The organism is Spirosoma pollinicola (assembly GCF_002831565.1).
Taxonomy (GTDB): Bacteria; Bacteroidota; Bacteroidia; order Cytophagales; family Spirosomataceae; genus Spirosoma; species Spirosoma pollinicola.
This window is the reverse complement of the sequence record NZ_CP025096.1, coordinates 8256309-8282264: the sequence shown is the minus strand read 5'-3', so window position 1 is coordinate 8282264 and position 25956 is coordinate 8256309. Positions and strand designations below refer to the sequence as shown.

Below are 25956 nucleotides of genomic sequence, written 5' to 3'. Positions count from 1 at the left end.
TTGGTCATTTCTGTCGTCCTTGAGTCAAACTTTAATCCCGTTACAATGTGTCCTGAACCCATAAAAGTGAGCCAGTGAAAAGTAGAGTAAAAAACTTAAATTTCACAGGTAATTGGAAAGGGAAATGAAAGCAACCGCATCGGCGGTCCGAACGATTCATCGAATCGCAGATCGTGGGGATTCTCAAACAACAGGACAGCGGCCAAACCGTCGCTCAAATTACCCGTGAACACGGCGTCAGCGAAGCCACATTTTATAACTGGAAAGCTAAGTACGGTGGTATGCAGGTGGCCGAGGTAAAACGCTTAAAGGACTTGGAAGAAGAAAATCGGCGGTTGAAAAAGATGTATGCTGAGCTAAGTTTACAAAATGACATTTTCAAAGAGGCCCTCACAAAAAAGTGGTAGGGCCTGTCGAGCGCAGAGCGTTGACCAAGTGGATGATTTCAGAAAAGAAGCTGAGTCAGCGCAAAGCCTGCCGTTGGACAGGTCTTACGGGGCCGCCCGTGCGGTCGGAATGCCATGACGGAGCCCGTAGCCGTTAAAGAAAAAGATAAGGGACTTCAGGAGCGCATCAGGCAGGTAGCTAAACGCTACAAACATTGGGGTCTGTTGAAAATTCATCATAAACTGCGTAAGCAGGGCGAAACTGCCAACCATAAGCGTGTCAGGCGGTTATATAAATTAGCTGGCCTGACACTGCCTCGTAAGTTAAAAAAACGATTGCCGGAAGCAGTTCGCCAGCCGTTGCCCAAAGCGACAGCTTGTAATAGCTGCTGGTCTCTGGATTTTACGATGGATAGTTTAACGGATGGTCGTAAGTTTCGGACCTTAAATGTACTGGATGATTACAGTCGGGAAGCATTGGGTATCGAAATCGACTACTCCTTACCTAGCCAACGGGTGATTCGGCTACTGGATCGGTTGGTAGAACAACAGGGTAAACCCGAGCGATTACGAAGTGACAATAGTCCCGAGTTTATTAGTCAGGCGTTGCAAGACTGGTGTGCGGCTAAGCAACTTATCTTGCATTGGATTGAGCCGGGTAAGCCCACGCAGAATGCCTACATTGAACGATTCAATGGGACATTTCGCCGGGAAGTCTTAAATGCCAATGTGTTTAAGAGTCTGGCGCAGGTGCGCCGAACGGTGGATGCCTGGTTAGTCGAATACAATACAGAGCGACCTCATCAAGCATTGGCGTTTTGGCCACCAGCCGAATACCGGCAAGTGGCTTAAACTCCAGGTAAAACTGGCTCACCAAAGGGGGCAAGGACAAATGCCTACAGGTAGCGTCAAATTTTTCAATGAGAGTAAAGGCTTCGGCTTTATTAAACCCGACGATGGCAGCGACGATGTGTTTGTGCATATTTCAGCCACCAGCGAAGAACTCCGAGAGAACGACAACGTATCGTACAACGTCGAGCAGGGCAAGAAGGGCTTGAATGCGGTCAACGTCAAACGGACATAAGGCCATCCCGTATCAGATTGGTCCGCATTGAGTAAAGAACAGACTGCCAAAGTCTGTTCTTTTGATTTAAGGGCAGAGGGGCTTGGGTTAATTTGATTTTAGGCTATACATGTCTATGTTATTTGAGCTTATGGCATTTTACGAACGACCGTTGAAATAACGCCCTGCATGGATGTGACGGGCCTTATCGGCTACCCCTCATTCCAAGTATAACTCGTCAAAACTGCGTTTGTCCCGAGCCAACACCACCAGGTACGTCAGGGGAATCAGCGCTAAGATGAGTAACCCTAACCAAGCCTGTAGATAAGAAATGCCAATGCCGATGAGCTGGAACACCAAACCCAGTACAATGTAGCGCTGATGACCTTTAATGACTCCTGAGTTAAGCCCTAAGCGCTGTAAGCGGGGCGAGCAGGCCAGCTGCCAGTTCCAGTAAAAGGCCAGCTGACAGCACACTAAGTTAAGTCCATAGAGTCGGGTCGAAAGTGAAAACTCGGAGTACTCACTAATCAGGCTCGTCGAGAAGGGAATCAGGGCAATGAAGAACAAAAATAACAAGTTTGTCAGCACAAAGGGCCGGTTGATCCGGCGCACAAAGTAAAGCTGTTCGGCATGACCCAGCCAGTAGGTAGCCAAAATGGCAAAGGATAACAGGTAGCTCAGAAACTTGGGCGCTAGCCCGAGCAAGTACTGACATAACCCTTCGGCATCCACAAAATGCTGATTGCGGATAAATAACTCGAGTACCAGGATGGTAAAGACAATGGCAAACGTCCCATCCGCCAGTGCTTCCAGGCGGGTTTTAGGTTTTTCCTCTCCAGGCGAGTGAAGCTTCATATACAAACGGGTTTTGCCCCGGATTCCAAGCGGTTGGCTCAAGATACACCCTTTTTGCTTGGCTTATTCACTAGTCTGGGCTGAAACAGGATACCCCAAGACCGTAATTGGGCTTGCTCACCCATCCCACTCTCCCTATTGAACCATAATTAGCTTCTTGAGGGAGCGAGCTTGGCCATGAGTTGTTGGACCTGCACTCGCTGAAAGAAATGCCCCTTAGCCGTTCGAAAGCCGGACGCATTTAATTCATCGGCAATCTGTTGCAGGGTCTTCTCTTGATTCAAGTATCCCTTGATGGTCAACAAAGCCCGCCGGTTATTTTCATTGGTAGCTGCTTTGAGCTTGATGGCTGCGACCCCTTTTTGCTGGGCTTGCGGCGTCAAATTCTGAGGGGAGCCTAAGAGAAACCCTTGTTGCTTTTTAGCGGCCAATGCCTTCTTAGTTCGTTCGCCAATCAGTTCTCGCTCATGCTGGGCCAAGGTAGTAAAGATGCCAATGGTCAGCGTATTGGCATCGGGCATATCGGCACAGACAAAGTCAACCCCACTATCTTTTAGCGCGAAGATAAAGCCAGCGTTCCGGCTGAGCCGATCCAACTTAGCAATGACCAACCGGGCTTTGTGTTGTTTAGCATAAGCCAAGGCTTCCAAAAGTTGAGGGCGGCTATTCCGTTTCCCGCTCTCGACTTCGATAAATTCTCGCACCAACTGAGCCTGGCCACCAATGAAACCCATGACCTGGGTACGCTGGGCCTGAAGGCCTAGCCCACTTTGGCCTTGCTGTTTAGTCGAGACTCGGTAGTAAGCAACATGAGGTATTGGCTGACTTTCCATTAAGAAGTGAATTATCAAGCCAATATAAGGGGATTTTGGGGTTTGTTACAGATGTTAAATGACCGTTGTGAACATGTTACAAATAATCACTTTCCCTATTTTTGCCACTGGAACACCTATTCAATAGATAATTTTATAGAAAAGGGGAAGAAGATTTCATTTTTTCTCCCTGTTCAACGCACTCTGCATACAGTAAAGAATCGAATGAAGTACGTACCCTATTATCGGGTCTCGACCGCTGGTCAAGGCAAGAGCGGGCTGGGACTCTCCGCTCAGCAGGATATTGTCCGACGCTTCCTCAAACAGGGCGATAGTGTGCTCGACGAGTTTATTGAAGTTGAGTCGGGTAAACGAGCCGACCGGCCTCAACTGGCCGCCGCCATTGCTCTGGCCAAACGACACAAAGCGCGCTTACTGATTGCCAAACTCGACCGACTCAGCCGTAATGTCTCGTTTATTTTCTCCCTTCGTAACGCCGAGGTTGACTTTGTGGCTTGTGACATCCCTGACGCCAATACGCTTACTGTAGGCATCATGGCTGTGTTGGCCCAGCACGAGCGAGAACTCATTGGGGACCGAACACGTGCCGCCCTGGCCGCCAAAAAAGCGCAGGGCCATAAACTGGGCATGCCCAACATCACCTCCGAGGTTACCCGGCGGGGGTTAGCGGTCCGTCAGCAGAATGCTCAGACAAATCTAGCCAATCGCCAAGCCGCTGAATTAATCCGGTTGTACCGCAAAGACGGGTTGACATACCGGTCCATTGCCGAGCGGTTGAATCAGATGGGGTATCGGACCCGACGCGGGCAGGAATTCTTCGCCATGAGTGTAAAACGACTCGATGGTAAACCGTGACAAGGGGGAATGCCTCGTGCTGAAAACAAGAAAGTCAATGAAAGAACCTTTAGCCGCACAAGGCGTCAGCCTATCATCGGTACAACGCACGTAGGCTTTTTTACTGGTAGCTGCCATTCACTAATAAATTGCCGTCCTCCGTTACCGAGTAGCTTTTCACCAGTTTATATTCGTTGACTTCATAGGTTTGCTTTGGCTGAAGAGTATACTCTTGCTTAAAGAGGTTTTCGGCCTGCTGGCGGGTTTGATTCAAGAAACGGCCACATAGGGGTAGGGCTCTTGTCGATAGACAATAAGGATAACTGGGCTCGGACTCGGTAAATAAGCGGCTATTTGGTTTGACCTGGTTGCTGCTGACAGTAGATTGGTTAGGTAGCAAACTCCAATAATTGAGTCTTGTTTGGGATGTCTTCACCCACTGATGGCCTATGACCCGACGTATACTAATATCTATACCATTCTTGCTGTATAGATCGGCAAAAACGGCAACTAGCCAGTTTCTCTTGCCACCAAGCTAACCATAACATAAGTTGAGAAAAATAAGGGGTTTAAAGCCGGTTATTTAATGCGAATCACGCTTCTCCATCCGTAGTAAACTACGGTCAATGAGCCTATCTTAGGCGCAGTTGTGCAATTAGAATGATGAAGCGTACGGCTGCCCAGCAGCTCGAGAGCCAAGCGAGTCGGGATGGTGGTTGGAATGGCATACCGAAATTAAAACATGTAGTTTAACCAAAATGCCCATACATCGGAAAGGCTAACACGAGAAACGACATGATCAAACCAGCTCTTTTGTCATTCAACGGCAAGATGCCATCAGGCTAGGCTAAGCCTATTCGTTCTGTTTAAATAGATCCCATTAACGCCTACTCAAAATGCAACGTTGACAGTAGTCCGATCTGATCATCGTTGACTTATTCGTGCGGCTATCGGATGCGTCGCTGACTACCTTCGTTCTCCACTAAGTTGACCAGTAAATTTCCACCGGTAAATCACCCCCGTAAGCATACTGGTCAGATAGGTATACTTTACCAGGTTAGCTGATGAAGATTTATCCGACTGCACCGGCAATCAGACTAGGGCGGGCTGCTTACGAAGCCTGCGGAGCCAGGCTTTATTCAACTGGCGGCAGCATAGACACTCTACTTTACCCCCCATTCCCATTCGTTGACTAGCCTGGGGAATATGGCGGGCGTGAAGACACGCGCTGTTGCTGTGATAGACTAGTTCTTGCAGACAATGAACAGGAGCTATTATAGCCATAATTAAGAAGGGTAAATTAAAGGAGTAAGTGCTTGTCAGAGATTGTCTCCGATTTTTACTGCCGATGAGCTGAGGCGATCTTTAGCCTGTCAGCCGTACTAGAATCGCTTGCTGGTTGACCAAATTCCGGCGGGACAACTACTGTCGGTTCAGTGGCCGCTATCACTTGAATTGACCGCTGGTGGCGATGAGCAACACTCAGCAGCCAACTGATCGGATGCTGGTTGAGGAAACAGGCCTGAGGTTCATTGACTGTATTTCGCTCGACCCACAGCGTCTGAAAAACTTCCCCCAGTACAAACGCCGCTAAAGCAGAGTCGGTGGTCTGGCGGAGCAGATGCCCGTACAGCAAAGGGGCGTAATGATCATAAAAGCGGCTAAAATCCTGGCGACTATGAATCGAAAGGAAGGGGGCCGGAGACGTTTTACGGAGGGAAGGAGCGGAATCGTTTGGCGAATGCATAGTCAGGACTGAAAGCAGACTGAGTAAGTGGAGAGATTATGTAATTAGTTGGGGCACTAGCTTTTCTATCCGTAGGAAAGGACTGCTTAAACACTGGACTGACTCGCTTAATTTGGAAATTTGATTTTCATATAGATAAGATAAATATATTATATGTTTACCATATATAGATATAGTAAATATATAAATTTATTAGTCGGTACAGGTAGTAAGTTATCCCAAGGGTAGGAACCCCGCTAGACATTTATAAATGACTGCCTCCCAAGCGCTCATCAGTGGGGCCTTTACCTTAGTGGGCGAAGCCATGCGGCTCAACTTCTGGCCCCGTCAGCGAGTGACCTACCCCTCCGATCAGCGGGGACAGCTCTACGTGCCCTTCGTCAACTGGGGCCTACTATCGGCTGCATTCTGATCGTGTTGCATTTCAAGGAATCCAAAAATATGGAAGCTGCTTATGGACTCGCGGTCACCCTGACAATGCTCATGCCCACGGTGCTGATTAATGCCTATCTGCGTATGAAAAAGACCAATGCCGTATTGAGCACGCTCATTACCGCCTTGTTTTTGATCGTGGAGACCAACTTTTTACTTGCCAATATGGTCAAGGTCGAGGAGGGGGGCTGGATTTCGATTACCCTGGGACTCCTACTGATGGGCATGATGGTCTTCTTGTATCAAGGTGAAACCATTACGCATGAATTCATTCAATACGATACCTTACCCGGTAATTTGGCTGTACTCAAAACCCTTAGTAATGACTCAAGTATACCTAAGTTTGCCACACACCTAGTCTACTTGACATCGGCCGAAGACTATCAACAGATTGAAGCTGAAACGCTGTTTTCGATTTTGAACCGAGCCCCCAAGCGAGCTGACATTTACTGGTTTATCCATCTGTGTGTACAGGATGAGCCCTACGGTATGCGCTATAAGGTGGACACCCTAGCGGCCGAAGAAGTGTATTTTGTCACGTTTTACTTGGGCTTCCGCGTCGAGCCCAACTGAATTTTTTGTTCCGGCAAGTGGTTTTGGACATGGTCGCCGATCAGGAAGTGACGATTGAGACGCCGTATCGCTCCTTGAATGTCCACCGAATTGCGGGGGATTTCCGGTTTGTTATTTTTAAGCGGTTTCTCTCCAATGACAATGAGTTGAGCACGTATCAACAGGTGATTATGCAGGGCTATTTGTTATTGAAGCGAATTGCCTTATCGACGAAGGAATTCTATGGCTTAGACACGAGCAACGTTGTGACTGAAGCGGTTCCACTCATGCTGAGCCCGATCAAGCGCTTGGATTTAGAACGTTTGCCCTCCGGGCTGCGCCACCCCTTCTCCCCACCAGTTTAGTCCTAGCTCCTGAAGAATCGTTAAAAGCACATACAAACCAAACGGCTTTAGGGAGAACTATAGTTATCAAGTGATTCATACACAGCCCTTAAAACAGGTATCACGGCGCAGACGCCTTTATACCTCATTCGTAATCCGAGTTGAGCCCAATGAAGCGATTAACAATCGGAGAGATCATCTGTACGACTCTCAAACGACGACCGGTTACCATTCGTAACGAGACCTAATTAGCCAATTAAACCACCCCATGTCTTTTTCCAAATTTAGATCAATATCAAAAAAGTCTTCTAAGTACGAGATTGGCTGGACTACTATGTTGGCTCAACAGAACAATCTCTACTTTAGTACTATCCTGCCAAGAGAACAGTCCCACCAAGTGGCTTCAGTACTAACTCAATCCCCTAACGTATGAACAAGACGATTTACTTACTAGCACTTCCAATATTGTTATTGACCGCATCCTGCGCGAGCCTGCGTCAGCGAGACGACACCACCCAGCTTAACCAGGTCTTTCAGATTCCCAAGCATCAGGACCTATTCGCCTATGCTAAAAAAGGAGGGGTCAAAACCAAAACCCTGCTCCATCCGGCTAAGGCTGCCCTCTACCAAAAGCACGATACCCTCTACGTCGAGTTTCTGGCCGAGACACTACAACCAACTGACGCTGATCCAAACACCCTTGATCAGGCCGATTCGCTCGCCATCTTCTTTCTGCACTACAACCCCACTCTAAAGAAAATTGAAGAAAAAAGCCCCTGGTTTCGCTACCAAACCACAGGCCTCGACGTTGATCTGTTCACCCTGCCCTTTAAATATCGCTTTAAAACGGCCGATCAACCGGGTCAATTGGAGGACAAATTAAACGTGGGTATCCATTTTGGAGGACGCTACGATCTAGGGCGGTATCGAACCGTCTATTTCCGGCGTAACCACCGATCCGAGATATCGACCTTCAGTTTGGGGCTAGGCGGTTTTTTCTGCGTGGGTCCCGCCAGAGTGGATCCCTTTAGTACTTTAGGGAGACTACAGGATGAGTACTACGGGTTGGGCCTTAATTACGGGTTGGCCACCACGCTAAGTGTTGGCGGCTTTTCGGCAGGCTTGGCTCTAGGCCTTGAACAACTAGCTGACCGCAACCGACATTTGTGGATCTACCAGCATAAACCCTGGTTGGGCGTGACGTTCGGCCTAAATCTTAATTAATAAACGCTTTGGACTTGCAACAGTATAGTGGAGATTTTTTAGGCGGCCATTGAGGAAGTGTAAAAATAAGATTCCTGTTGACTGGGCGTGCGGTAATTCAATACTGAATGCTTCCGTCGGCGGTTGTACCATCCCTCGATATACTCGAAAGTAGCCAACCGAGCCGCTGCCCGCGTGGCAAAATAAGTATGATTGACCATCTCGCACTTGAGGGTCTTAAAAAAACTCTCAGCAACCGCATTATCCCAGCAATTTCCCTTGCGGCTCATACTTTGCGCCACCGGTAAGTCCTTTAGTTCATCCCTACTAGCTAGCTAGAACTGGCCCTGTTACAGATTATGGAAGACCGGTATGGTCGCCACTCAACGATCATAACCTCCCAGCTACCGGTTGCTCAATGGTATGATTATCTGGCAGAACCAACGATTGCCGATGCCTTCCTAGACCGGTTATTACATCAGGCTCACCGTATTGAGTTGAAAGGAGAGTCTCAACGAAAACAGGGAAAAGGGGAAGAAAAATCAGTATAGCGCTTACCTTTATGTCCTTCTTCTTACACTTATCCACAGTGGCCTGATTTGCCGGAATACGTGGTCTTCGATTGCCGGAATATATACTTTAATTCTTAAGTGCCTCGTCCGTCTTTTTAATCGCCCGTTTATTGGTCCATTAACTTGGCAGGCAATAAATGGTAGCCAGAAGAGAACCACAACGGCTCGAGATGATCACTCGCGATCCTAACCGGGCACGTGTCATTGATTCATTAGTAATGGCTGCATCCCAACCACAACCCTCCTCGAAGATATTTCCGACTAGCAAGCCGTGCTGATTGAAAAAGCGAATTCCGTTGCTTATGCTTCTGGCAGAAGGTCTGCCGCTTAACCCGTGGTCGCCATCGGGGGAGACCATCAACAGGTCCGCCGTTGTCTTTTTTCCTTTTCTACCTGGAGCGACTACCTTTACCGCAGGAGATCAGATCGCGCCACCAGCTTGTTAGCGTTATCGGTGGAAAACCGCAATAACCCCCTATGAAATGAATACACGAAGTCTTGGTTTTGTTGAGCGGCTAAGAATCGCCGTTTTGCTGATGGGCGTAGGGATTGGCGCGATCCAAGTACCATCTCTGGCTCAAAAGCCCACGGCGTATGCCTCCTTTAAGCCCGGTGCCGTGTGGCTGGCCGATGATGGGTTGCCCATTGACTGTCACGGGGGCAATATTATTTATATTGATTCGCTCAAAACGTTTTATTGGTACGGTGAACACCGGGGAGAGCCACGGGGAGCCGCTTGTTATTCATCGAAAGATCTGTATAACTGGAAAAATGAAGGTGTCGTCCTCAAGAAAGGAGCGATTGACGTCTTTGAACGACCCAAAGTCATCTATGATGCTACCCGCCATCGGTATGTGATGTGGTTTCATTACGATGGTAACCGCTATACGGTGGCTGAACTGGGCGTGGCCATCAGCGATAAACCCACCGGCCCCTTTGTGGTTCAGCACCATTCCCGGCCCAATGGCCATGAATCACGGGATATTGGGTTATTTATGGACCCCGAAACCCAAAAAGCTTACATTGGCTACGCAGCTGATCATGTTAACCGCACGATTCGGATGGTCGAATTGTCGGGCGATTACCTGAGCACCACGGCCCAGGACACCGATATTGAAGCCCATTGCGAAGGACCGGGTATTCTCAAGCAAAATGGCGTCTATTACCTGCTCACCAGCGGGTGCAGCGGCTGGACCCCTAATCCGGCCACCTATTACACGGCTTCCAGCCTTATGGGACCATACACCAGCCAGGGCAACCCGTTTATTGGGGATGTGGGTAACAACTCGTTTAATTCTCAGCCCTGTTATATTTTTAAGATTCCGGGCTACAAAAACGCTTACCTCTACATGGGCGACCGGTGGAACGGGGGCGGTCATGCTGACTCGCAGTATGTCTTTCTGCCCATTACCATTACCCCAGCTGGTAAGATGGAACTTCACTGGTATGCGGAGTGGAATCTAAACCTGTTTACCCCGGAGAAGACTGCTCGTTAAGTTGTAGTGACCAGGGGCAAACTGTGTGGCTTGTCAATGGCGAGTCAACTCATCTTCTGTTTTGTAAAGGGTTTCAATTGAAGTAGCTGCCCGACCAACCCGCCTCCTTCTCACTTGGAGGAGCGAATTGTGAGACAGTGATTTTTTTAATATTTGTCCAACGCCATCAGTAACATACGGAACTACCCACCTTATGAAAGCGGTTCCGGTTTTGGTGGTGCACCATATCTGTCATCCGGTAGCGGAGTGAATTCCTTGTTGTCAGTTGGCGGCAAGACAATACGGCCTTGCTTCCAGTCTTCTTTGGCCTGCTCAATGCGTTCCTTGCGAGAAGAAACGAAATTCCACCAGATAAATCTTTCCCCCAACGGTTCGCCCCCCAGCATCATTAGAGTGCTGTTTTCCCTGGCCAGGATTACCGGATCGACGCCTTTGGTAAACACCAGCATCTGTCCTGCAGGGTAGGTGACACCCGACAATTCGACACTGCCTTTTACAATATAAAAACTCCGTTCAGTATGTTCTATTGGAAGACCAAACCGTGCGCCCTGTTCGAGTACCACATGCAGGTAAAACAGCGGAGAGTTTGTCTTTACATGGTTGCCCAGCCCGTAGGCATTCCCAGCAATAAGCCGCATCCAGACACCTTTGTCAGTAAATATTGGCAACTGGTCCGGCGTATAGTTGTTAAAAGTAGGCGCTGATTCTTCGTCTTTTTCGGGTAGTGCGACCCATGTTTGTATCATTTCCAATTTCCCTTCTGCCAATGCGGCAGGATCTTCAAATCTTTCAGAATGGGAGATGCCGCTGCCAGCGGTCATCCAGTTTACTTCACCCGGACGGATAATCTGTTCAACACCCGTACTGTCGCGATGTACGACCTGCCCGCCAAACAGGTAGCTTACGGTGGAAAGCCCTATGTGTGGATGCGGTAATACATCCAGCGATGATACGATCGGGGGCGTATTCAAAACTGGCCCGGCATGATCCATGAAAATAAATGGGCCTACCATCCGGTGCAACCTGAATGGAAGGATGCGTTTCACCTTAATGGCCTCGATGATAGCGGCATCACGTGCCTGAATGACAATATCTACCATGAGTCGTTGATTTACTATTGGCTAAATCTAGATTATAAGCTATCCTTGTTAATCAGGGGGATAACCTTCGTCCCGATTAATTCTATCGAATTCATTAACTGGGTATGGGTCAGCCCTGCGTTATCCATTTGGAAAGTAAACCTTGAAATCCCACCCAATGCCTCGCTGTGTCTCAGTATTTTTTCAGCAACCTGTTCGGGCCCGCCAACTGCCAGGACCCCTTTTGGCGCAATAAGCGAGTTGAACTGTGGTCTGGTGACCGGTGGCCATCCGCGTTCCTTTCCCAATCTGGTCCACAGTTCCGCATAGCCGGGAAAGTAGTCAGCGATTGCTGTCTCATTGGTTGCCCCAACATATCCGGGCGAATGCAAACCCACTTTTAGTGCCTCGGGTTTGAAGCCGCCCGCTGTGCCGGCCTCCCGATACAGGTCAATCAGCGGACGAAACCGGTGTGTTTCACCGCCAATTACAGCCACCATTAACGGCAAACCAAGCGTTCCGGCCCTGGCAAAAGATTCTGGCGTACCGCCGACACCCAGCCAAACCGGTAACTTTTCCTGCAAGGACCTCGGATAAACCGGAAGGTTATTCAAGGCAGGCCGGAACCTGCCGGACCATGTAACAAATTCATTGTCCCGAATTTTCAGCAATAAGCCCAATTTTTCCTTAAATAATTGGTCATAGTCCTTAAGATCAAATCCGAATAGGGGGTAGGCTTCAATGGATGATCCACGGCCAACGACAATCTCGGCCCGTCCTTTAGATATTAAATCAAGGGTGGCGAAATTTTGATAAACCCTGACAGGATCAGCAGCGCTTAAAACGGTTACCGCACTTGTTAAGCGTATGCGTTTGGTTCTGGCAGCAGCAGCGCTCAGGATAATAGCGGTCGATGAATCTAAAAACTCTTTTTTGTGGTGTTCACCTATACCAAAAACAGCAAGTCCGACCTGATCGGCCAGCTCAATCCTATGGAGCAATTGCTCCATAGCATCCACACTGTTTAATGTGTTATGGGTACCATACATTGCCGAAGCAAAACTGTCTATTCCTATTTCCATGATAGTAAAATTATTTAATTTCAATAGAGAATTAACAAGAAATGGTTGCTCCTAAAAAAGCAACCATTTCTTGTTGGCGAGTACCTAACTAGAAGACGCCTGATAAATAAAGGCTTTATCAGGCGCATTGACTATCCGGAAACCGGTTAATCGGACAACTAAACCATCATTTCAATACAATTAGAAAGTGTTTCTTGAAACGCCCCAATTAAGAAACAGTTACATGAACACGGGTTCGTCTTATTTCATGGGACAAGCCTTAAGCGTTGGTATCGGGGAGCGGACGGTTACTTTTTATGAGCCTTCAACCAGCCATCCACGACGTCGGTTACATCAAATCGAACCCGTTTGTCGCCTTCGGGGTAGGGCCCTGGGGTGTTCAAGGCCTGCTGCACCTTCAGCACGTTGGGGTAAAACGTAACAAGCTGCCCCCCAAACTGGGTATCCAGGGCCCGCAGTAGATGCTCGATGTTGTAGGACCCAAAGGTCCAGTGCTGAAGATTCGTTTCGCGGCCGTTTACATCCGCTACTATATCGTCCGACAGGAACGCAATGCTCTGATTCAGCGGCTGAATAAAGTCATCCGGATGTGCGACCGGGTTACTGCCCAGGAATGAATAGACGTACGTATAGGAAGATTGATTGGCCAACAGGTCCAGCAGTTGGGTTTCCCAATCAGGATGGGATTTAATTTTGGCCAGGGCCGCCTGCCGAACATCATCGTCCTGATACTGATTCGTAAAGCCTAATAAACCAAAAATGGAGTCGTCGGGTTTATGGCCAGCCACTTGCGCTAAACGCTGTTGATGCCAGCGCGTTTGGTCGTCGATTCGGGTCGCCACTTGGGCCGTCCTTTGCTGGATCGAATCGTGGATATAAACCACGACGAACCCGGCGGTAAACAGGGTACTGATACTAAATCCAAGCCAAAATGGAATGTTAAACCAGCCAAGCGATAGGGTCGATAACCAGCCTGGATTCAGGGAAAGCAAACACACCATCAGCCACAGGAAGGGGACCCACAGCTGAGGTTGGCCAACCGCCAGCGCCTGTAAAAACGGGGGAGAGGTAGCCTCCTTAAACGATTCGAGTTTGAGGATGGCCCCCAAAAAGGTGGTTATCGACATGGCTAGCCAGAATACAATCAGAAGTGTTGTGCGCGTGCCCGCTTGCTGAGCAACCCAGTCAAGTCCACCTGTTGACCGAACAACAAGCAGTAAAATCAAACTGCTGAGGGTAAACCCCAGCGATAAAATGATCGCCCCCCACCCGTAGCCCATGCTGCTATCTACCCCCCTACTGGGTTCAGAAACCGTCAGGATGGCCAGCCCCATGAAGAAAAGGGCGGTAATGACAAAGACAATGTAGGCGAGTAGTTGCATGGGGTTTGACCAGTACGCTAAATCGGTTCTGTGGGGTTGCGGCACCGGTTGACAAAAGTGGGTAGCGAGTAGGCAATTTGCGCATTATTTGTGGTCCAAGTGTGCGTAGGAGGGAATGAATCGTTGGTGGCGCAATTTGAGGGGTAAAGTCCCCCGAACAGCCTAGGTACTGAGAAGTTGTCATCCCCACACGGGTAGGTTAAAACAAGTGCTTGACGCTTCCCAATTTTGGTTTGTGAGCAATGCTGAATAAAGGGGTTTAGTTGTGAACTTGCTTTGCGGGCTATGTGCCCACTCACGGTTGAAACAACTTTCTGTAATTCCGCTAGGTGCATGGGTTTTTGCAAATGGTCCATAGCCCCCAGCTGCAGATAGGCTGCCCGCTGCGTCTCGGCCACCTCTGCGGATAACATGATCAGACAGGCCTGCTGACAACTGGGATGAAGCAGCAGGGTGCTGAGCCACTTCGTTTCTTCCCCATTAGGCATAACCCCATCAATCACTAACGCTACCGGTTTGTCTTTGCCTAGTGAGGTCGCCGACAGAAATTCAGTCACTGAGCTAAACCAGTACAGATCCAAATGCTGTGCCCAATTGCGAAAGCCGTGCTACCAGTATATATAATCATCTTCATCTTCATCCTCGTCCAGAAGGGCAACCCAGGGTTTTAGCGTGTCCATACGAAGTGATGTGTGTTAGTTGTGAGGATAGTTATTTAACTTAATCTCAAATAAAGGACATTTGTTTAATTCGATTTTAGCTAAGCCTGACAAGCCAAGTAACTTTGGACAGAATTGCGTATTATTACAGCGTTAACAGCATATTGGCTGTTTTTTATTCGTAACAACTTAACCATGAATCAAAATACGTACCCTTGCGTCTTCATCGCCGATGATGATGAGGACGACCGTTACCTGCTAAACCTGGCCTTTGCCCGGCACAGCCCCCAGTGCCGACTGGTCTTTGCTCATGATGGGCTAGCCCTGCTTGATGCGTTGGCTCATTATGAGATGGTCCCGGAGTTGATTATCCTGGATATGAATATGCCCCGGCTCAACGGCTTTGAAGCCCTTGAGGCGCTTCGGGATCACCCTTTTTATCTTACAACACCCGTTGTCATATTAACCACGTCGGACGCGGAGACTGACCGGCAGCGGGCGCAGCAACTAGGGGCCAATGAGTTTATCACCAAGCCAATAAACTCCGAGTTGCTAGGACAAATTGTCACCCGGCTGCGAGTCGACTGGCTGGAGGGAAACTGCTGCTGAATAGCCACGAATCCATAAGATGGTTGCCCACCACGTGCCAAAACAAAAGCCCAACTAGTTGAGTAGCCGGGCTTAAAAAGTCTGTGGTTTAGTAAGTCAGTAAGCCATAAACGGCCAGGAGTACGTATTGTTCAACGGGCAGTGTGGGCTGAATACGTCTATTTTTTTTGACTTGACTCAAATCTATTTTGCGGTGGGTTGCGTAAGAACAGTATGCTTACTGTTTAGTTTATACTGTTTGCGTGCCTTACTGTTTCTATCCTAAGAACAAATAAGCCCGGTCGCAATGCTGCCGGGCTTACTGCTTCTATCCACACCATGGGAATGTACCCGTAGGTGCATGTCCCGTTCACAAGGGCTAACTACCGTTTAATCAACTTTGTTTTACATTGACCGTAGGGGAGCTGCGAGGTACTTCGTTGACAGGAACAGGTTGTAGCAGGTGCCTGCGTCTTAAGCTTGAAGAGATAGCCTAGTCGTATTAAGGGCCGCTTGGTTCCCTTATACTAGGGCACAATAAGCAGATAAACGCATATGGCCAGGAACACGGCCGTTAACAGTAAGGCGATACCCATCATAATGCTGAGGCCTTGACCAATCTCCAAAAAGGGCTTTTTCTTCTCCATATTGCGATTTACAAGAAAATGAAGGTAAAGCTAATACCGATTAGTGAGTTCACTGATTACCTGTTACTTATAGCCAATCATATACTTATAGCCAATTATAGGAAAATAATTAACCGTTTCTAAATCAGAGACTTCACAGAAACGCTCTAATCATTACAGATTGGTCCGTTTGTGGCTAAGAGGGGTTAATTTGAGCTTAGGCAGTGGATTATAACTCAGGTAGGGGAATAGTTACCACATAACCGCCGAAGGGCGCATTCTTAGGGCGTTGCTGAAGTGGCACCACCCTAACCTCTGCCTCAGTAAGACCAAACCCGATCAGGTAGGCTTTCAATTGCGACAGCGTAAAAGCCCGGCTGGGGACAAACATAGCTACTTGATCTGAAGCAATAGAATCATCCTGAAAGAGTAAACATTTGTGCTCGTCTTTACAATTAATTACCAGCCTGCTGTATTCATCTTGATTCATCACCTAAAGGTAAGGGTAATCTCTGAAAATGGCCTTATAGATATTATGGAATTTTTAGTGACTTTTCGCCACCTTCTTTTTTTGCAGCCACCGGTTAGGTGTTGAGGGTGCTACGGAAAAGTATTTGAGGGTCTGTTCAAACGTCAGAGATAACCATTACCTCTCTTTTAAACTCATTTTTACGCCATTTTTAACTTAGGCTTAGTCGCAGGGTTAGCGGATGTGATGATTTGTGCAAGTGCTCGGCCACGAACTAGTAAACCCTACGGTTATGATTTTAAAAATGGACCGGCTTCCCATCGAGTTGCCCAAGCCTAATAACCCCTCCGCCAACGATGCCGCCGCCCTGCAAGAACTGCTGGGGGGCAAATTTGGGGAAATGTCTACCCTGATGAATTACACCTTCCAGTCGTTCAACTTTCGGGGACGCAAGAAAATCAGACCCTTCTACGACGTCATTGCCAGCATCGCCGGTGAAGAATACGGCCATATCGAGGTGGTTTCCTACGCCATTAATCTGCTACTGACGGGCGTCACCAAACGGGGACATGATCCCGTTACGGCACCGCTGGCCGATGCCACTAATTTTCGCAACACGTATCATACGATGGCCAGCGGACAAGGATCGCTGCCTGTCGATTCAATGGGCAATTTCTGGACGGGTCAGAATGTGTTCAGCAGCGGCAACCTGAAACTAGAATTGCTGCATAACTTCTTTTTGGAATGTGGCGCCCGGGCCAATAAAATAAAAGCCTACGAAATGGTATCCGATCCAACCGCCCGTACGATGGTAGGCTACCTGCTGGTCCGGGGTGGGTTGCACGTTGTTGCCTACGCCAAAGCGTTGGAAAAGCTAACGGGCGTTGAGGTGACAAAACTATTACCCATTCCCAATCTGAGCAATAATGCCTTTCCGGAAGCTAAAAAGTTCATGGAGCAGAAGCTGCACTTGTCGTTGTATACTTTCAGCCCGGACGACTACAAACAGGCGGGGCTGATCTGGAATGGTCCCCACCCCGACGATGGGCAGGAGTGCTACGTAGTGGAAGGGGGTATGCCAGGGTATCCCGCACCTGACCTGGAGGAAGAGCCTCAGTTAAGTGCGCCGGGTGATGAGGACTTCGATCCCCAGGTGTTTGCCGATATGGCCAAAAAGATGGGCATTAAATACGAGTACTAATAGAAACCATAAACTATAGTCAAGAAGATGGATACTACGTTGAAACACAGCTTGATTACCTTGACGATCCTGGCGGGCTTAAGTAGAGTTCCGGCCGCTTCTGCCCAGCAGGCGAGGATGGCGGGTGGGTCCTCAACCATGGTAGGCAAAGAAAGCAAAGCGGAATTTGACGCCCAGAATCAAAAAGGAGCTGCGGCCGTAGGGGCGGTAAAGGCGACGCCCGCCAAACTCTCGGCAGCTGACCAGAAACTACTGATGGAGGTGGCCAAGGGTGGCCTGATGCAACTAGAAGTGAGTAAAGTAGCGGCTCAGAAAGCGACGAATCCAGCGGTACGGCAACTGGCTCAGGCCGAAGTAACGGAGCAAACGGGCCTGTCAGCTAAATTGAAAGAAATGGCGACCGCTAAAGGCATCACGCTGCCCGCAACGCCCGATGCCAAAACAAAGGCTTTGGTGACGGAACTGCAAGCCATCTCGGGCAAGGCTTTTGATAAGATGTACGTGCTGGAAAGCGGGGTAAAAGGGCATGAAAAGCTGGACAAAGTGATGACTACCGTTGAAGCAAGTTCAGCCGATGCCAGCTTGAAAGGAGTAGGAAAAGCGGCTCATCCGCTGGTGAAGACCCATTTAAAGGTGGCTTATCAGATTATGGATACGTTGTAGGCTAAATACAAGGTAGATGTCCCTATTGGCTCTTGAGGTTATACGCGCTTAAGGTCAATGGGCAAATTAAGGGGGCAAGTAGGAAATTGCCGTGACAAGCGTGACCTTAAGTACTTCGCTTCGTCTTGAGAGCCTAGTCCATTTACTTTACGGATTAACAAATGGCCCTGCCTGAAATGGTGGGGCTTTTTGCTAGCTAAGGTCCGGCCCGTACCCAGTAGCCTCCCAGAAGTGTGCTTTATCATCCAATAGCCGGATTCGTTTAACCGGCCTAGTTTGTTCATAAAAGAGCGATGAGAGGCAAAAAAGACGCTGCGCAGCCAGACTTCCCCTTCCTTATTTCTTCTCATTCACTAAGTCGGAAAGATAGGCGCCAAGAATTACTGGGGCAAACCCGCCGAAATTTTCAATATACAGCTAATTGGAGACAAACTTAAACCGCCAGCCACGCTGTGTTCGTTGACCCATACGCTTGGGCCAGATGAGTTTAGTCGATAAAAAGTAGAAGGCACTGCCGACAAGTACACCTGATACTACATTGACCCCCAATTGACCCGTCTTTGACCAAGTTGGGTAATGGGTGAAGAGATAACGGGGCAAAACAATACCTCCCAGCGTGAAGGCGTAATTATACATAAATCGAGCGGTCGAGCTACTGAAGATCGTCGTTTTCTGCAAGCCTGTCACTTGATTGAGCGCTACCCAAGGGCGGGTTGAGCCCCAGAAACCGTCATCGAGTTTGACGCGAATAGAATCGGCCTTCAGGTCAATAAGTCGACCTCTGTACGTGTCGGGGGGGCTAGTTAAACTGATTCGGATCGAATGGCCTACTCGCAACGTATCCTGACTGGTGCTATCAGGCCGAATACAGATGAGCCCTTGTCCAAATGTCATCGTAGTCACCATCAGGAAGCCAAGGGAAATACCAAGTAATTTCATGGGTCAATAAACGAAGGAGTCAGTCAAAGAACCTTCTTTTATTGACCCATGAAATTAAACAGGGCTTAAATGTTCTACCGGGCGTTTGTACTATTTTATCCCCCATCCAATCCCCTACTATTGGCTTTCTGATGACTTACCGGAGGCTTGACTTAGGGGTTGATTAGGCCATAAAATAAACCGTTTTTAACGTCAGTTATTTAAGCACTAAGTTGCCCTGTAATTTTGCTTCCCTAACGCTGATCTCCATGCTTCATCTGGTCAACCTTACTGCTTTCCGCATTCTCGTGCTAACAGCCATCAGCTTGGTGGCTGGTGCCTGTTCCCAACTTACACCGCTGGCCCCGCCCGCCCCTGCCATTCAGAATACCACGGTTTTTGTGGGGGATGAGAACCGGACTCTGTATGCGCTGAACGCCTTGACAGGAAGCCAGCAATGGCAAGTCAGCACACAAGAGCTCATTAGCTCCCCACCCACTGTTAGCCAGCGCATCGTTTATGCCCTGAGTGACCATCAGGTCTACGCCCTCGACAGCCAGACAGGACAGAAAAAGTGGACTTATACGTCGGAAGACACGGGGACCAATACGCGCTCGACGCTGATTAGTAGTGGCGACAAGGTGTACTTTGTGGGCAACAATGGCCGTAAATTATATGCGCTGGACGCTTTAACAGGAACCAAAAAATGGGCGGTATCGGCACCCGGGTTTGATCCATCTGGCTATCCCCGTGTGTATGGATTACCGACCGCTGCCAACCAGAAGGTGTATATCGGTAGTGGCAATACGGTGTATGTACTGGATGCCCAAACGGGGCTTGCTCAACAAGAATTGCTCTTTGGGGGCGGCATATACGGTGCTCCCCTGGTTGCTGAGGGGACACTCTTTGTGGGCTGCTATGATGGAAAGCTCTATGCCCTGGATGCGCTAACAGGTCAGGCCAAATGGGAATCTAGCTTAGGGGGGTGGTTAATCTATGTCAACTTGGTGGGCCGAACCCTATACGTCAACAGCTGGCAGGAGGTGTTCGCCCTGGATGTCCGAACAGGCGCTCAACACTGGCGCTTTAAGCCCGCCATCAGTGGGAACACTGGCGCTCGCTCGATTGCGAATGGAATTGTTTACGGGTCCTATTCCCTCCTCGATTCCCCCGAGGCTCAGCTCTACGCCTTAGATGCCGCAACGGGCAACAAGAAATGGGATACGTGGACTTGGCCTGGGGGCTTTAATGGTCGGGCTAGCCGAGCAATCGCGGCCAATGGGTTGGTGTATGTGGCGGGGCGGGATCATACGCTTTATGCCCTGGATGGGACCACTGGGCAGATTAGATGGTCTTCACCAACCAGTGGCGATATAACGACTTCCCCTTGCGTGGTCACCCAGCAAGGAGTTTTCTTCTAGTTGCTAAGGCTAGTGTTTCTATGAATTAACCGTATTTTCGGTGTTTCATGTAAAGCTAGGATCATCACATTAAAGCTCTACTTTTTAGTACAGCTTGCAAAACGAATGCGAATACTATACACCTCTTGTTGATCGATTATGCCTATTGACGTCGTTTTGGCGAAGGTGTTATTCTTAATAAACTTCACCACCTCTAACGAATCGCATACTTCTTTGTAAGCAGTACTTCTGTTACTTAATGATTGGTTGGTGAGTTGACTGGTTTCTACAATTTGGCAGTCATAACAGGGCCCCGGTAGTTTAGGAAAGCAAGTAGATAGAATTATACTAGTCAGCAGTGCTAACGGATACTTTATTAATACAACAGCTTTCTTGAAAATTGGCATGATATATTAGAATTGAAACCGGAGTGCTGAACAGGTGCTTTCCCGCTAATTGTTGTATAAGTTATGTGGCTGTTGCAAAAGTAGATAAGGACTTATTTTTTGGTTTTCAGCCAGCGTTTTCCAGCTCAAAATCGTCCCCAGTCTGGCTGGCTTCTTGACAAACTCAACAGCTAATGGAATTTTGCAACAGCCACGTTAGGTATACAACAGGTCAAATCTTAATGCAATTATTCGTGAATTCATTCACTTAGGAAAAATTGTATTATTAAGGTTTATGCTCGATCAAGGTTCTTCTATCAGTGAGGACAGAAATAATTTGATTACAACCGCTGGGTGATACATCTAATCCGGAACCGCTACAGATTGTAGAACCATCGCAATGATAAAGCGCTATATAAGAGCCGTTAAAACAACGCCCACAGTTGCTAACAGCATAGACGGTTTGCCCTTGGTAAGTCCCTTGAATAATACTGGAGCCAGTGCCGTTATCTCTATCCAGTTTCTTTAACCAAGGTAGGTCTTGTAGAGGATTATTTACCCCACAATTATTGGGGATAAATTCTGCATGATCGCAAGAAGTAAGGAGCACTATCAACACAAGCCATTTCATAGAATTCCTTTTTCTAAAATAGACCTTAAACTTGAGTTTAGAGTTGGAAAGTATCTAATTGAATTACAAAATGCTACTGATAGCATGGAATGTCACCAATGGCATTTTTTTAGGTCTACTATAGAAATCGGATTATGAAAAGGGAATAAAATTAGAAAAGTTGTTTCTCCGTAATTTGGCCTACTTAAAATAAGTCAATATTTACTGTGCTCGAATAGAAACTACTTTGATCCTAGGAGCGCCCCCGCATTTGTTGGCCGTATAAGGCTCAAACCGAAGCCTTACTGCGACTGGATAATGAAGGGTAGTGTAATCATCGTATGGAGCAGAGAGCACAAAGTCAGTAGTTAAATAGGTCTCCTTGGTTTGGGTTTGAATCAAATATCCTCCCGTACAAACATAGCCATCCGGTTCATGTTTCAGAATGATCGCTTCTACTTCTTGAGGTTCAACTGGATTTTTATGACAGCTTAGGAGGCTAACCAGAAAGAATAGAACAGCTATTGATTTCATAACACTGAGGCTTTTTTAAATGACCCAATTAGGCAATGATCCGTTGTAATGCCTCTTCTGTCGTATGCTACGGATAGTACCGCGGTGGCGTACAACTTGTGTACGTCGTCAACCAAAAGTGGACAGCTGCGGGTGAAAAGAGAAGAGATACTTTTAAGTACTTTCTAAACGCTGGAAAATATGATTTTTCCGCCGTTGGGCCATTGTTCGTTGCTTAATTTTTTTTCGTTCAGCTAATATTTGATCTTGGCGACCCCAGTACGCATCTGCGGGACGTACATTCTCGAGTGATTCATGGTAGCGTTGATGATTGTAATAGTCTACCCACTCCGTTAAGCGTTCTCTCAACTCATCGGGACTATAGTAGTGCTCCAATAACAGCACATTTTTCATCGACCGGTGATAGCGCTCGATTTTGCCTTGCGTCATGGGATGATACGGCGCACTACGAGTATGCTCAATGCTTTCTCCTTTCAGGTACTGCTTCAGATGCCCAGACACATAAGCCGACCCATTGTCCGACAGCATGCGAGGTCGCTGGCCAGCCTTCAAACTACTGGCTTGCAAAGCTGCCTGCACTGTTCTCTCCACATCCGTAGCCTGCATACCCGGGCATAGTTCCCAAGCTAGGATGTAGCGCGAGTAGTCATCCAGCACCGTCGAGAGGTAATACCAACCCCAGTTCTTGATCTTAAAGTACGTGAAATCGGTCTGCCAGAGCTGGTTAGGGGCTGTAGTCGGATTATAGAACTGGTCGGCTGCTTCCATGAGTCGGTAAGCGGGAGTTGTAATTAAGCCCCGACTTTTTAGAATACGGTAAACCGTTGATTCCGAGACAAACCAACTCTCATTATCAACAATATAGCAGGCTAATTCCCGACTGGAAAGATCTGGCCGTTCCAAAGCTAACTCCACAATACGACCCTTTTCAGCCAATGGCAGCTGATTCCAGGCACTGGTTCGTCGACAGGGGTAATCGGCCAATCCATCGTAACCATCTGTCAGGTACCGTTTATACCACTGATAAAACGTCGAGCGATGTATACCTAACTCGCCCAACGTAGCCTTCACACTCAATGGTGACTGCTCCACCAGGGTGATGATCTCCATTTTCTCCGATTGGGTCATGTGATGGTAGCGATTAGTCGTCGGCCTTAAGGCTTTTTTTTAATACCCGATTCTCTAGGCTCAATTCGGCCACTAGTTGTTTAAGGGCTTCATTTTCTGACTTGATGGATTGTACTTCGGGAGCGGTGGCTTCCCGGGTGGTATCACCCGCTAATCGCTTTTTACCCGCTTCTAAGAACTCCTTACTCCAGCGGTAATAAATGTTGGCATTGAGGCCTTCTCGCCGACAGATCTCGGCTACTGACTGCTCGCCTTGCAGGCCTTCCAGGACAATACGAATTTTTTCTTCAGCGGTATACTGCCGACGAGTTTGACGCTGAATGTCTTTAATAATAGATAGCGCTGGTTTGCGCTCTGGGGAAGATGAGGTCGATTGAGCCGTTTTGGATTGGCTAGGCGATTTTTTGGTTGAATTAGACATAACCAAGGTGATTTGAGTGAAACAACCGGGTCGCCGGTGCGATTACTGAATTGTCTCTTCTCATTTTCACCCCCTTTGTCCACTTTTACTTGACGACGTACAGCTTTTAGAACGTCAGTTTCCAATCGATTATATATCGAGATCTTTCCCGCTTCGCTTAGCCTCTGATTATGCCAGTCAGTTGAATATTCATATTAATCATTTAAACAGGGCACTGAAGAAAACTTCGAATAAAACAACATCACAGCAAATCATTGAACGAACATTGCAGGAAGCAAAAATCCTGCTGATTGAAACCTCCTGGACTGTTTCCGAAGTCGCTTATACGTTAGGCTATTCACAAGTAACGCACTTTAATAAACTCTTTAAAAAGTATTTTGGCATAACCCCCATGAATTTCAGGAAAGGTGATATGGTTTGATTTGGATAATCTATTGTTTGATTTACATAAACCTATTCATTCGGTTGTCTCCTATCTTGTATCGGTAAATAAAACGCAAAACAAGAAACTGAGGTAGTCCTTTTAATTACTTATTTGACCGACACGAATGGATAGCCTGCACGAAGAAACAAGCAAGTCGGAACTTACCGACGAAGAAAGGGAGCTTTTTTCAAAACACATGCCCGAAGAGTTACCCGAGATCCAATCAACCGGTATTAAGCGTCGGCACTTTCTGAAACTGCTCGCTATTACAGGGGGTGGATTTCTGACGCTGCAACTGGTTGATGCACACAACTTGCTCGCCCAACCGCTGGTTGACCAGGTACCTGTTAGCCCTGCCAGCCTGGAAAATGCCGTGAAGGTTTCGATGAGGATCAACGGTGTCAGGAAGAGCCTGGATGTAGACAGCCGAATGACATTATTAGATTCGTTGCGTGAACGTCTTGGGCTTACTGGCTCCAAAAAAGGGTGCGACCATGGTCAGTGCGGTACCTGCACGGTACTAGTAAACGACCGGAGGGTGTTAAGTTGCCTTACGCTTGCCGCCACCTGTGAAGGCAAAGAAGTAACTACAATTGAAGGGCTTGCTAAAGGGGACGATTTACATCCCATGCAGGCCTCCTTTCTTAAACACGACGGCTTTCAGTGTGGCTACTGCACACCCGGACAAATTTGTTCCGCCGTGGCCCTTATGAATGAAGCCAAGGCCGGCGAAGCAAGCTACCTGACGGCTGATGTACGCACGATCAGCAAAAACCTTCAGCTTTCCGATGATGAAATCCGTGAACGCATGTCAGGAAACATCTGTCGCTGCAGTGCTTATCCGAACATATTAGCTGCCATAACGGAGGTCCACACCGGTCATGACGTTTCCCAGAATTGGCGGCTACAGTAAGAAAATCAGTACATTTTTAGTACACCTGCGGCTTGAGTTTTAGAAATAGATTATCAATGATGGTAAAGGCTTAGTGACTACTTGTCAACGGCCCGAAGAACTTACCATCCTAAACCATAAACCATCAAAAATCGATGAGACCTTTTATTTTTTCTACCGCATCCGATGCGGTTGGTGCTTCGCAGGCAGCCGCATCGGATGCTGGCACAAAGTTCCTGGCCGGAGGCACCAATCTTGTTGACTTAATGAAGGAAGATGTCGAACGGCCAACCAAAGTAATGAGTGTCGTCGGATTACCCTATACAAATATTGAAGAGACAGCCGGTGGCGTGACCATCGGGGCCATGGCTTACAATTCGGATACCGCCAATCATCCCCTGATACGTCAACGTTTTCCTCTGCTCACGCAGGCGATTCTGGCCGGAGCTTCCGCTCAAATCCGTAACATGGCTACCAATGGTGGCAATCTGAATCAACGGACGCGCTGTTCCTACTTTTATGATACGGCTATGCCGTGCAACAAACGTGAACAGGGCAGTGGCTGCGGAGCTTTGGAGGGCATCAACCGGATGCACGCCATTTTCGGCTGGAGCAATAGCTGTGTGGCCGTTCATCCTTCCGATATGTGCATCGCCCTGGCGGCACTGGATGCTCGGGTAAAGGTGTTGGGAACGACCGGAGAACGTTCTATTCCGTTTTTGGAGTACCATCGGCTGCCCGGTACCCATCCGGAAAAGGACAACACTCTGATGCCAGGTGAACTGATCACAGCTATTGACATTCCGACCAACAACTTCGCGGCCCATTGCTCCTATCTTAAGCTTCGTGATCGTAGTAGTTATGCGTTCGCGCTGGTGTCCGTTGCTGCTGCCCTGGAGATAAACAACGCTTCTATCAAGTCTGTGCGTATTGCCATGGGCGGTGTAGCACACAAGTCCTGGCGGGCTACTACGGCAGAAAATTTTCTGGTTGGAAAAGCCCCCACCGAGGCCAATTTCAAACAGGCGGCCACTCGTGAGATGGCCGCGGCCAAGCCCCTATTGCACAATGCGTTTAAAGTCAAGTTAGGGTCGAATGCAATTTATCGGGCCTTGAGTAGTGCCCTCAGCGAGAATAGCTAACCCGTACGTAAAACCCTTATCAACACATTGAT

25 protein-coding genes and 3 pseudogenes are annotated in these 25956 nt (G+C 48.1%); 15 read left to right on the top strand and 13 right to left on the bottom strand.

What is annotated here, in order from left to right; genetic code table 11:
* Positions 1–152 precede the first annotated feature (152 nt).
* From CWM47_RS40505 to CWM47_RS35145, 3 genes and pseudogenes are all read left to right on the top strand, one after another.
* A pseudogene (locus tag CWM47_RS40505) lies at positions 153–407 on the top strand (transposase); the annotation flags it as partial.
* 114 nt (positions 408–521) lie between these two features.
* Positions 522–1238, top strand: a complete 717-nt coding sequence (locus tag CWM47_RS35150) for an IS3 family transposase (protein ID WP_394341966.1) — start codon at positions 522–524, stop codon at positions 1236–1238.
* A 40-nt stretch (positions 1239–1278) separates the two neighbouring features.
* Positions 1279–1470: a cold-shock protein gene (locus tag CWM47_RS35145; protein ID WP_100993167.1), complete on the top strand. Its 192-nt coding sequence runs from the start codon at positions 1279–1281 to the stop codon at positions 1468–1470.
* A 198-nt stretch (positions 1471–1668) separates the two neighbouring features.
* On the opposite strand, the gene CWM47_RS35140 is transcribed toward CWM47_RS35145, so the two are convergent.
* Positions 1669–2307: a TMEM175 family protein gene (locus tag CWM47_RS35140; protein ID WP_100993166.1), complete on the bottom strand. Its 639-nt coding sequence runs from the start codon at positions 2305–2307 to the stop codon at positions 1669–1671.
* Positions 2308–2456: 149 nt separating this feature from the next.
* Positions 2457–3140, bottom strand: coding sequence for a recombinase family protein (locus CWM47_RS35135; protein ID WP_100993165.1), 684 nt, complete (start codon positions 3138–3140; stop codon positions 2457–2459).
* A 204-nt stretch (positions 3141–3344) separates the two neighbouring features.
* Between CWM47_RS35135 and CWM47_RS35130 the strand changes: the two genes are divergently transcribed.
* Positions 3345–3995: a recombinase family protein gene (locus tag CWM47_RS35130; protein ID WP_100993164.1), complete on the top strand. Its 651-nt coding sequence runs from the start codon at positions 3345–3347 to the stop codon at positions 3993–3995.
* A gap of 100 nt (positions 3996–4095) precedes the next feature.
* On the opposite strand, the gene CWM47_RS38525 is transcribed toward CWM47_RS35130, so the two are convergent.
* A complete protein-coding gene (locus tag CWM47_RS38525; RefSeq protein ID WP_157816159.1) occupies positions 4096–4248 on the bottom strand; it encodes a hypothetical protein in 153 nt (50 codons plus the stop codon).
* Between the two features lie 1065 nt (positions 4249–5313).
* Positions 5314–5721 (bottom strand): RNA polymerase sigma factor, encoded by a 408-nt coding sequence (locus tag CWM47_RS35125; RefSeq protein ID WP_100993163.1) that lies wholly within the window; start codon positions 5719–5721, stop codon positions 5314–5316.
* 250 nt (positions 5722–5971) lie between these two features.
* On the opposite strand from CWM47_RS35125, the pseudogene CWM47_RS40500 reads away from it, so the two are divergent.
* A pseudogene (locus CWM47_RS40500) lies at positions 5972–7070 on the top strand (KUP/HAK/KT family potassium transporter).
* A gap of 408 nt (positions 7071–7478) precedes the next feature.
* A complete protein-coding gene (locus CWM47_RS35115; protein ID WP_100993162.1) occupies positions 7479–8273 on the top strand; it encodes a hypothetical protein in 795 nt (264 codons plus the stop codon).
* A 38-nt stretch (positions 8274–8311) separates the two neighbouring features.
* Here CWM47_RS35115 and CWM47_RS35110 read toward each other — a convergent pair.
* Positions 8312–8548 (bottom strand): annotated as a pseudogene (locus CWM47_RS35110) (integrase core domain-containing protein); the annotation flags it as partial.
* Positions 8549–8593: 45 nt separating this feature from the next.
* Here CWM47_RS35110 and CWM47_RS35105 point away from each other — a divergent pair.
* Both CWM47_RS35105 and CWM47_RS35100 read left to right on the top strand, forming a co-directional pair.
* Positions 8594–8803 (top strand): ATP-binding protein, encoded by a 210-nt coding sequence (locus CWM47_RS35105; RefSeq protein ID WP_317046743.1) that lies wholly within the window; start codon positions 8594–8596, stop codon positions 8801–8803.
* A gap of 503 nt (positions 8804–9306) precedes the next feature.
* Entirely contained in the window at positions 9307–10320 is a 1014-nt protein-coding gene (locus CWM47_RS35100; protein ID WP_100993160.1) for a glycoside hydrolase family 43 protein, read from the top strand.
* 191 nt (positions 10321–10511) lie between these two features.
* Here CWM47_RS35100 and CWM47_RS35095 read toward each other — a convergent pair whose 3' ends face one another.
* The 4 genes from CWM47_RS35095 to CWM47_RS35080 all read right to left on the bottom strand — a co-directional run bounded on the left by CWM47_RS35095 (position 10512) and on the right by CWM47_RS35080 (position 14420).
* A complete protein-coding gene (locus CWM47_RS35095) occupies positions 10512–11420 on the bottom strand; it encodes a pirin family protein (protein WP_100993159.1) in 909 nt (302 codons plus the stop codon).
* Positions 11421–11452: 32 nt separating this feature from the next.
* Positions 11453–12481 carry an LLM class flavin-dependent oxidoreductase gene (locus CWM47_RS35090; RefSeq protein ID WP_100993158.1) on the bottom strand — a complete coding sequence of 343 codons (1029 nt, stop codon included), beginning with the start codon at positions 12479–12481 and terminating at the stop codon, positions 11453–11455.
* 287 nt (positions 12482–12768) lie between these two features.
* Complete coding sequence (locus CWM47_RS35085) at positions 12769–13863, bottom strand: hypothetical protein (RefSeq protein WP_100993157.1); 1095 nt, start codon at positions 13861–13863, stop codon at positions 12769–12771.
* A 17-nt stretch (positions 13864–13880) separates the two neighbouring features.
* Positions 13881–14420 carry a response regulator gene (locus tag CWM47_RS35080; protein ID WP_157816158.1) on the bottom strand — a complete coding sequence of 180 codons (540 nt, stop codon included), beginning with the start codon at positions 14418–14420 and terminating at the stop codon, positions 13881–13883.
* Between the two features lie 297 nt (positions 14421–14717).
* Here CWM47_RS35080 and CWM47_RS35075 point away from each other — a divergent pair, with 297 nt between their 5' ends.
* Positions 14718–15131, top strand: a complete 414-nt coding sequence (locus tag CWM47_RS35075; RefSeq protein WP_157816157.1) for a response regulator — start codon at positions 14718–14720, stop codon at positions 15129–15131.
* 834 nt (positions 15132–15965) lie between these two features.
* On the opposite strand, the gene CWM47_RS35070 is transcribed toward CWM47_RS35075, so the two are convergent.
* Positions 15966–16226, bottom strand: coding sequence for a hypothetical protein (locus tag CWM47_RS35070; protein WP_100993154.1), 261 nt, complete (start codon positions 16224–16226; stop codon positions 15966–15968).
* A 271-nt stretch (positions 16227–16497) separates the two neighbouring features.
* Between CWM47_RS35070 and CWM47_RS35065 the strand changes: the two genes are divergently transcribed.
* Positions 16498–17406 (top strand): manganese catalase family protein, encoded by a 909-nt coding sequence (locus CWM47_RS35065; RefSeq protein WP_100993153.1) that lies wholly within the window; start codon positions 16498–16500, stop codon positions 17404–17406.
* Positions 17407–17433: 27 nt separating this feature from the next.
* Positions 17434–18069: a DUF4142 domain-containing protein gene (locus CWM47_RS35060; RefSeq protein WP_100993152.1), complete on the top strand. Its 636-nt coding sequence runs from the start codon at positions 17434–17436 to the stop codon at positions 18067–18069.
* Positions 18070–18486: 417 nt separating this feature from the next.
* Here CWM47_RS35060 and CWM47_RS35055 read toward each other — a convergent pair whose 3' ends face one another.
* The gene (locus tag CWM47_RS35055; protein ID WP_100993151.1) at positions 18487–19008 is read right to left on the bottom strand and encodes a hypothetical protein; all 522 of its coding nucleotides are present in this window, start codon (positions 19006–19008) and stop codon (positions 18487–18489) included.
* Between the two features lie 248 nt (positions 19009–19256).
* On the opposite strand from CWM47_RS35055, the gene CWM47_RS35050 reads away from it, so the two are divergent.
* Positions 19257–20408, top strand: a complete 1152-nt coding sequence (locus CWM47_RS35050; protein ID WP_100993150.1) for an outer membrane protein assembly factor BamB family protein — start codon at positions 19257–19259, stop codon at positions 20406–20408.
* 1197 nt (positions 20409–21605) lie between these two features.
* On the opposite strand, the gene CWM47_RS35045 is transcribed toward CWM47_RS35050, so the two are convergent.
* Positions 21606–21917: a hypothetical protein gene (locus tag CWM47_RS35045; RefSeq protein WP_100993149.1), complete on the bottom strand. Its 312-nt coding sequence runs from the start codon at positions 21915–21917 to the stop codon at positions 21606–21608.
* 153 nt (positions 21918–22070) lie between these two features.
* A protein-coding gene (locus CWM47_RS35040) for an IS3 family transposase (RefSeq protein ID WP_449448540.1) occupies positions 22071–23466 on the bottom strand; the annotation gives its coding sequence in 2 pieces (ribosomal slippage) (positions 22071–23064 and positions 23063–23466; 1398 coding nt in all).
* Positions 23467–23647: 181 nt separating this feature from the next.
* On the opposite strand from CWM47_RS35040, the gene CWM47_RS39575 reads away from it, so the two are divergent.
* The 3 genes from CWM47_RS39575 (at position 23648) to CWM47_RS35025 (ending at position 25924) form a co-directional block, all read left to right on the top strand.
* On the top strand, positions 23648–23887 hold the full coding sequence (locus CWM47_RS39575) for a helix-turn-helix domain-containing protein (protein WP_240625610.1): 240 nt from the start codon (positions 23648–23650) through the stop codon (positions 23885–23887).
* Positions 23888–24014: 127 nt separating this feature from the next.
* Positions 24015–24803 carry a 2Fe-2S iron-sulfur cluster-binding protein gene (locus tag CWM47_RS35030; RefSeq protein WP_100993147.1) on the top strand — a complete coding sequence of 263 codons (789 nt, stop codon included), beginning with the start codon at positions 24015–24017 and terminating at the stop codon, positions 24801–24803.
* Between the two features lie 134 nt (positions 24804–24937).
* Positions 24938–25924 carry an FAD binding domain-containing protein gene (locus tag CWM47_RS35025; protein WP_100993146.1) on the top strand — a complete coding sequence of 329 codons (987 nt, stop codon included), beginning with the start codon at positions 24938–24940 and terminating at the stop codon, positions 25922–25924.
* The last annotated feature ends 32 nt before the right edge of the window (positions 25925–25956 follow it).

Coding starts and splice junctions, on each gene's coding strand:
- CWM47_RS35150 (WP_394341966.1), top strand. CDS start 522: ATGACGGAGCCCGTAGCCGTTAAAGAAAAAGATAAGGGACTTCAGGAG.
- CWM47_RS35145 (WP_100993167.1), top strand. CDS start 1,279: ATGCCTACAGGTAGCGTCAAATTTTTCAATGAGAGTAAAGGCTTCGGC.
- CWM47_RS35140 (WP_100993166.1), bottom strand. CDS start 2,307: ATGAAGCTTCACTCGCCTGGAGAGGAAAAACCTAAAACCCGCCTGGAA.
- CWM47_RS35135 (WP_100993165.1), bottom strand. CDS start 3,140: ATGGAAAGTCAGCCAATACCTCATGTTGCTTACTACCGAGTCTCGACT.
- CWM47_RS35130 (WP_100993164.1), top strand. CDS start 3,345: ATGAAGTACGTACCCTATTATCGGGTCTCGACCGCTGGTCAAGGCAAG.
- CWM47_RS35125 (WP_100993163.1), bottom strand. CDS start 5,721: ATGCATTCGCCAAACGATTCCGCTCCTTCCCTCCGTAAAACGTCTCCG.
- CWM47_RS35115 (WP_100993162.1), top strand. CDS start 7,479: ATGAACAAGACGATTTACTTACTAGCACTTCCAATATTGTTATTGACC.
- CWM47_RS35100 (WP_100993160.1), top strand. CDS start 9,307: ATGAATACACGAAGTCTTGGTTTTGTTGAGCGGCTAAGAATCGCCGTT.
- CWM47_RS35095 (WP_100993159.1), bottom strand. CDS start 11,420: ATGGTAGATATTGTCATTCAGGCACGTGATGCCGCTATCATCGAGGCC.
- CWM47_RS35090 (WP_100993158.1), bottom strand. CDS start 12,481: ATGGAAATAGGAATAGACAGTTTTGCTTCGGCAATGTATGGTACCCAT.
- CWM47_RS35085 (WP_100993157.1), bottom strand. CDS start 13,863: ATGCAACTACTCGCCTACATTGTCTTTGTCATTACCGCCCTTTTCTTC.
- CWM47_RS35075 (WP_157816157.1), top strand. CDS start 14,718: ATGAATCAAAATACGTACCCTTGCGTCTTCATCGCCGATGATGATGAG.
- CWM47_RS35070 (WP_100993154.1), bottom strand. CDS start 16,226: ATGAATCAAGATGAATACAGCAGGCTGGTAATTAATTGTAAAGACGAG.
- CWM47_RS35065 (WP_100993153.1), top strand. CDS start 16,498: ATGATTTTAAAAATGGACCGGCTTCCCATCGAGTTGCCCAAGCCTAAT.
- CWM47_RS35060 (WP_100993152.1), top strand. CDS start 17,434: ATGGATACTACGTTGAAACACAGCTTGATTACCTTGACGATCCTGGCG.
- CWM47_RS35055 (WP_100993151.1), bottom strand. CDS start 19,008: ATGAAATTACTTGGTATTTCCCTTGGCTTCCTGATGGTGACTACGATG.
- CWM47_RS35050 (WP_100993150.1), top strand. CDS start 19,257: ATGCTTCATCTGGTCAACCTTACTGCTTTCCGCATTCTCGTGCTAACA.
- CWM47_RS35045 (WP_100993149.1), bottom strand. CDS start 21,917: ATGAAATCAATAGCTGTTCTATTCTTTCTGGTTAGCCTCCTAAGCTGT.
- CWM47_RS35030 (WP_100993147.1), top strand. CDS start 24,015: ATGGATAGCCTGCACGAAGAAACAAGCAAGTCGGAACTTACCGACGAA.
- CWM47_RS35025 (WP_100993146.1), top strand. CDS start 24,938: ATGAGACCTTTTATTTTTTCTACCGCATCCGATGCGGTTGGTGCTTCG.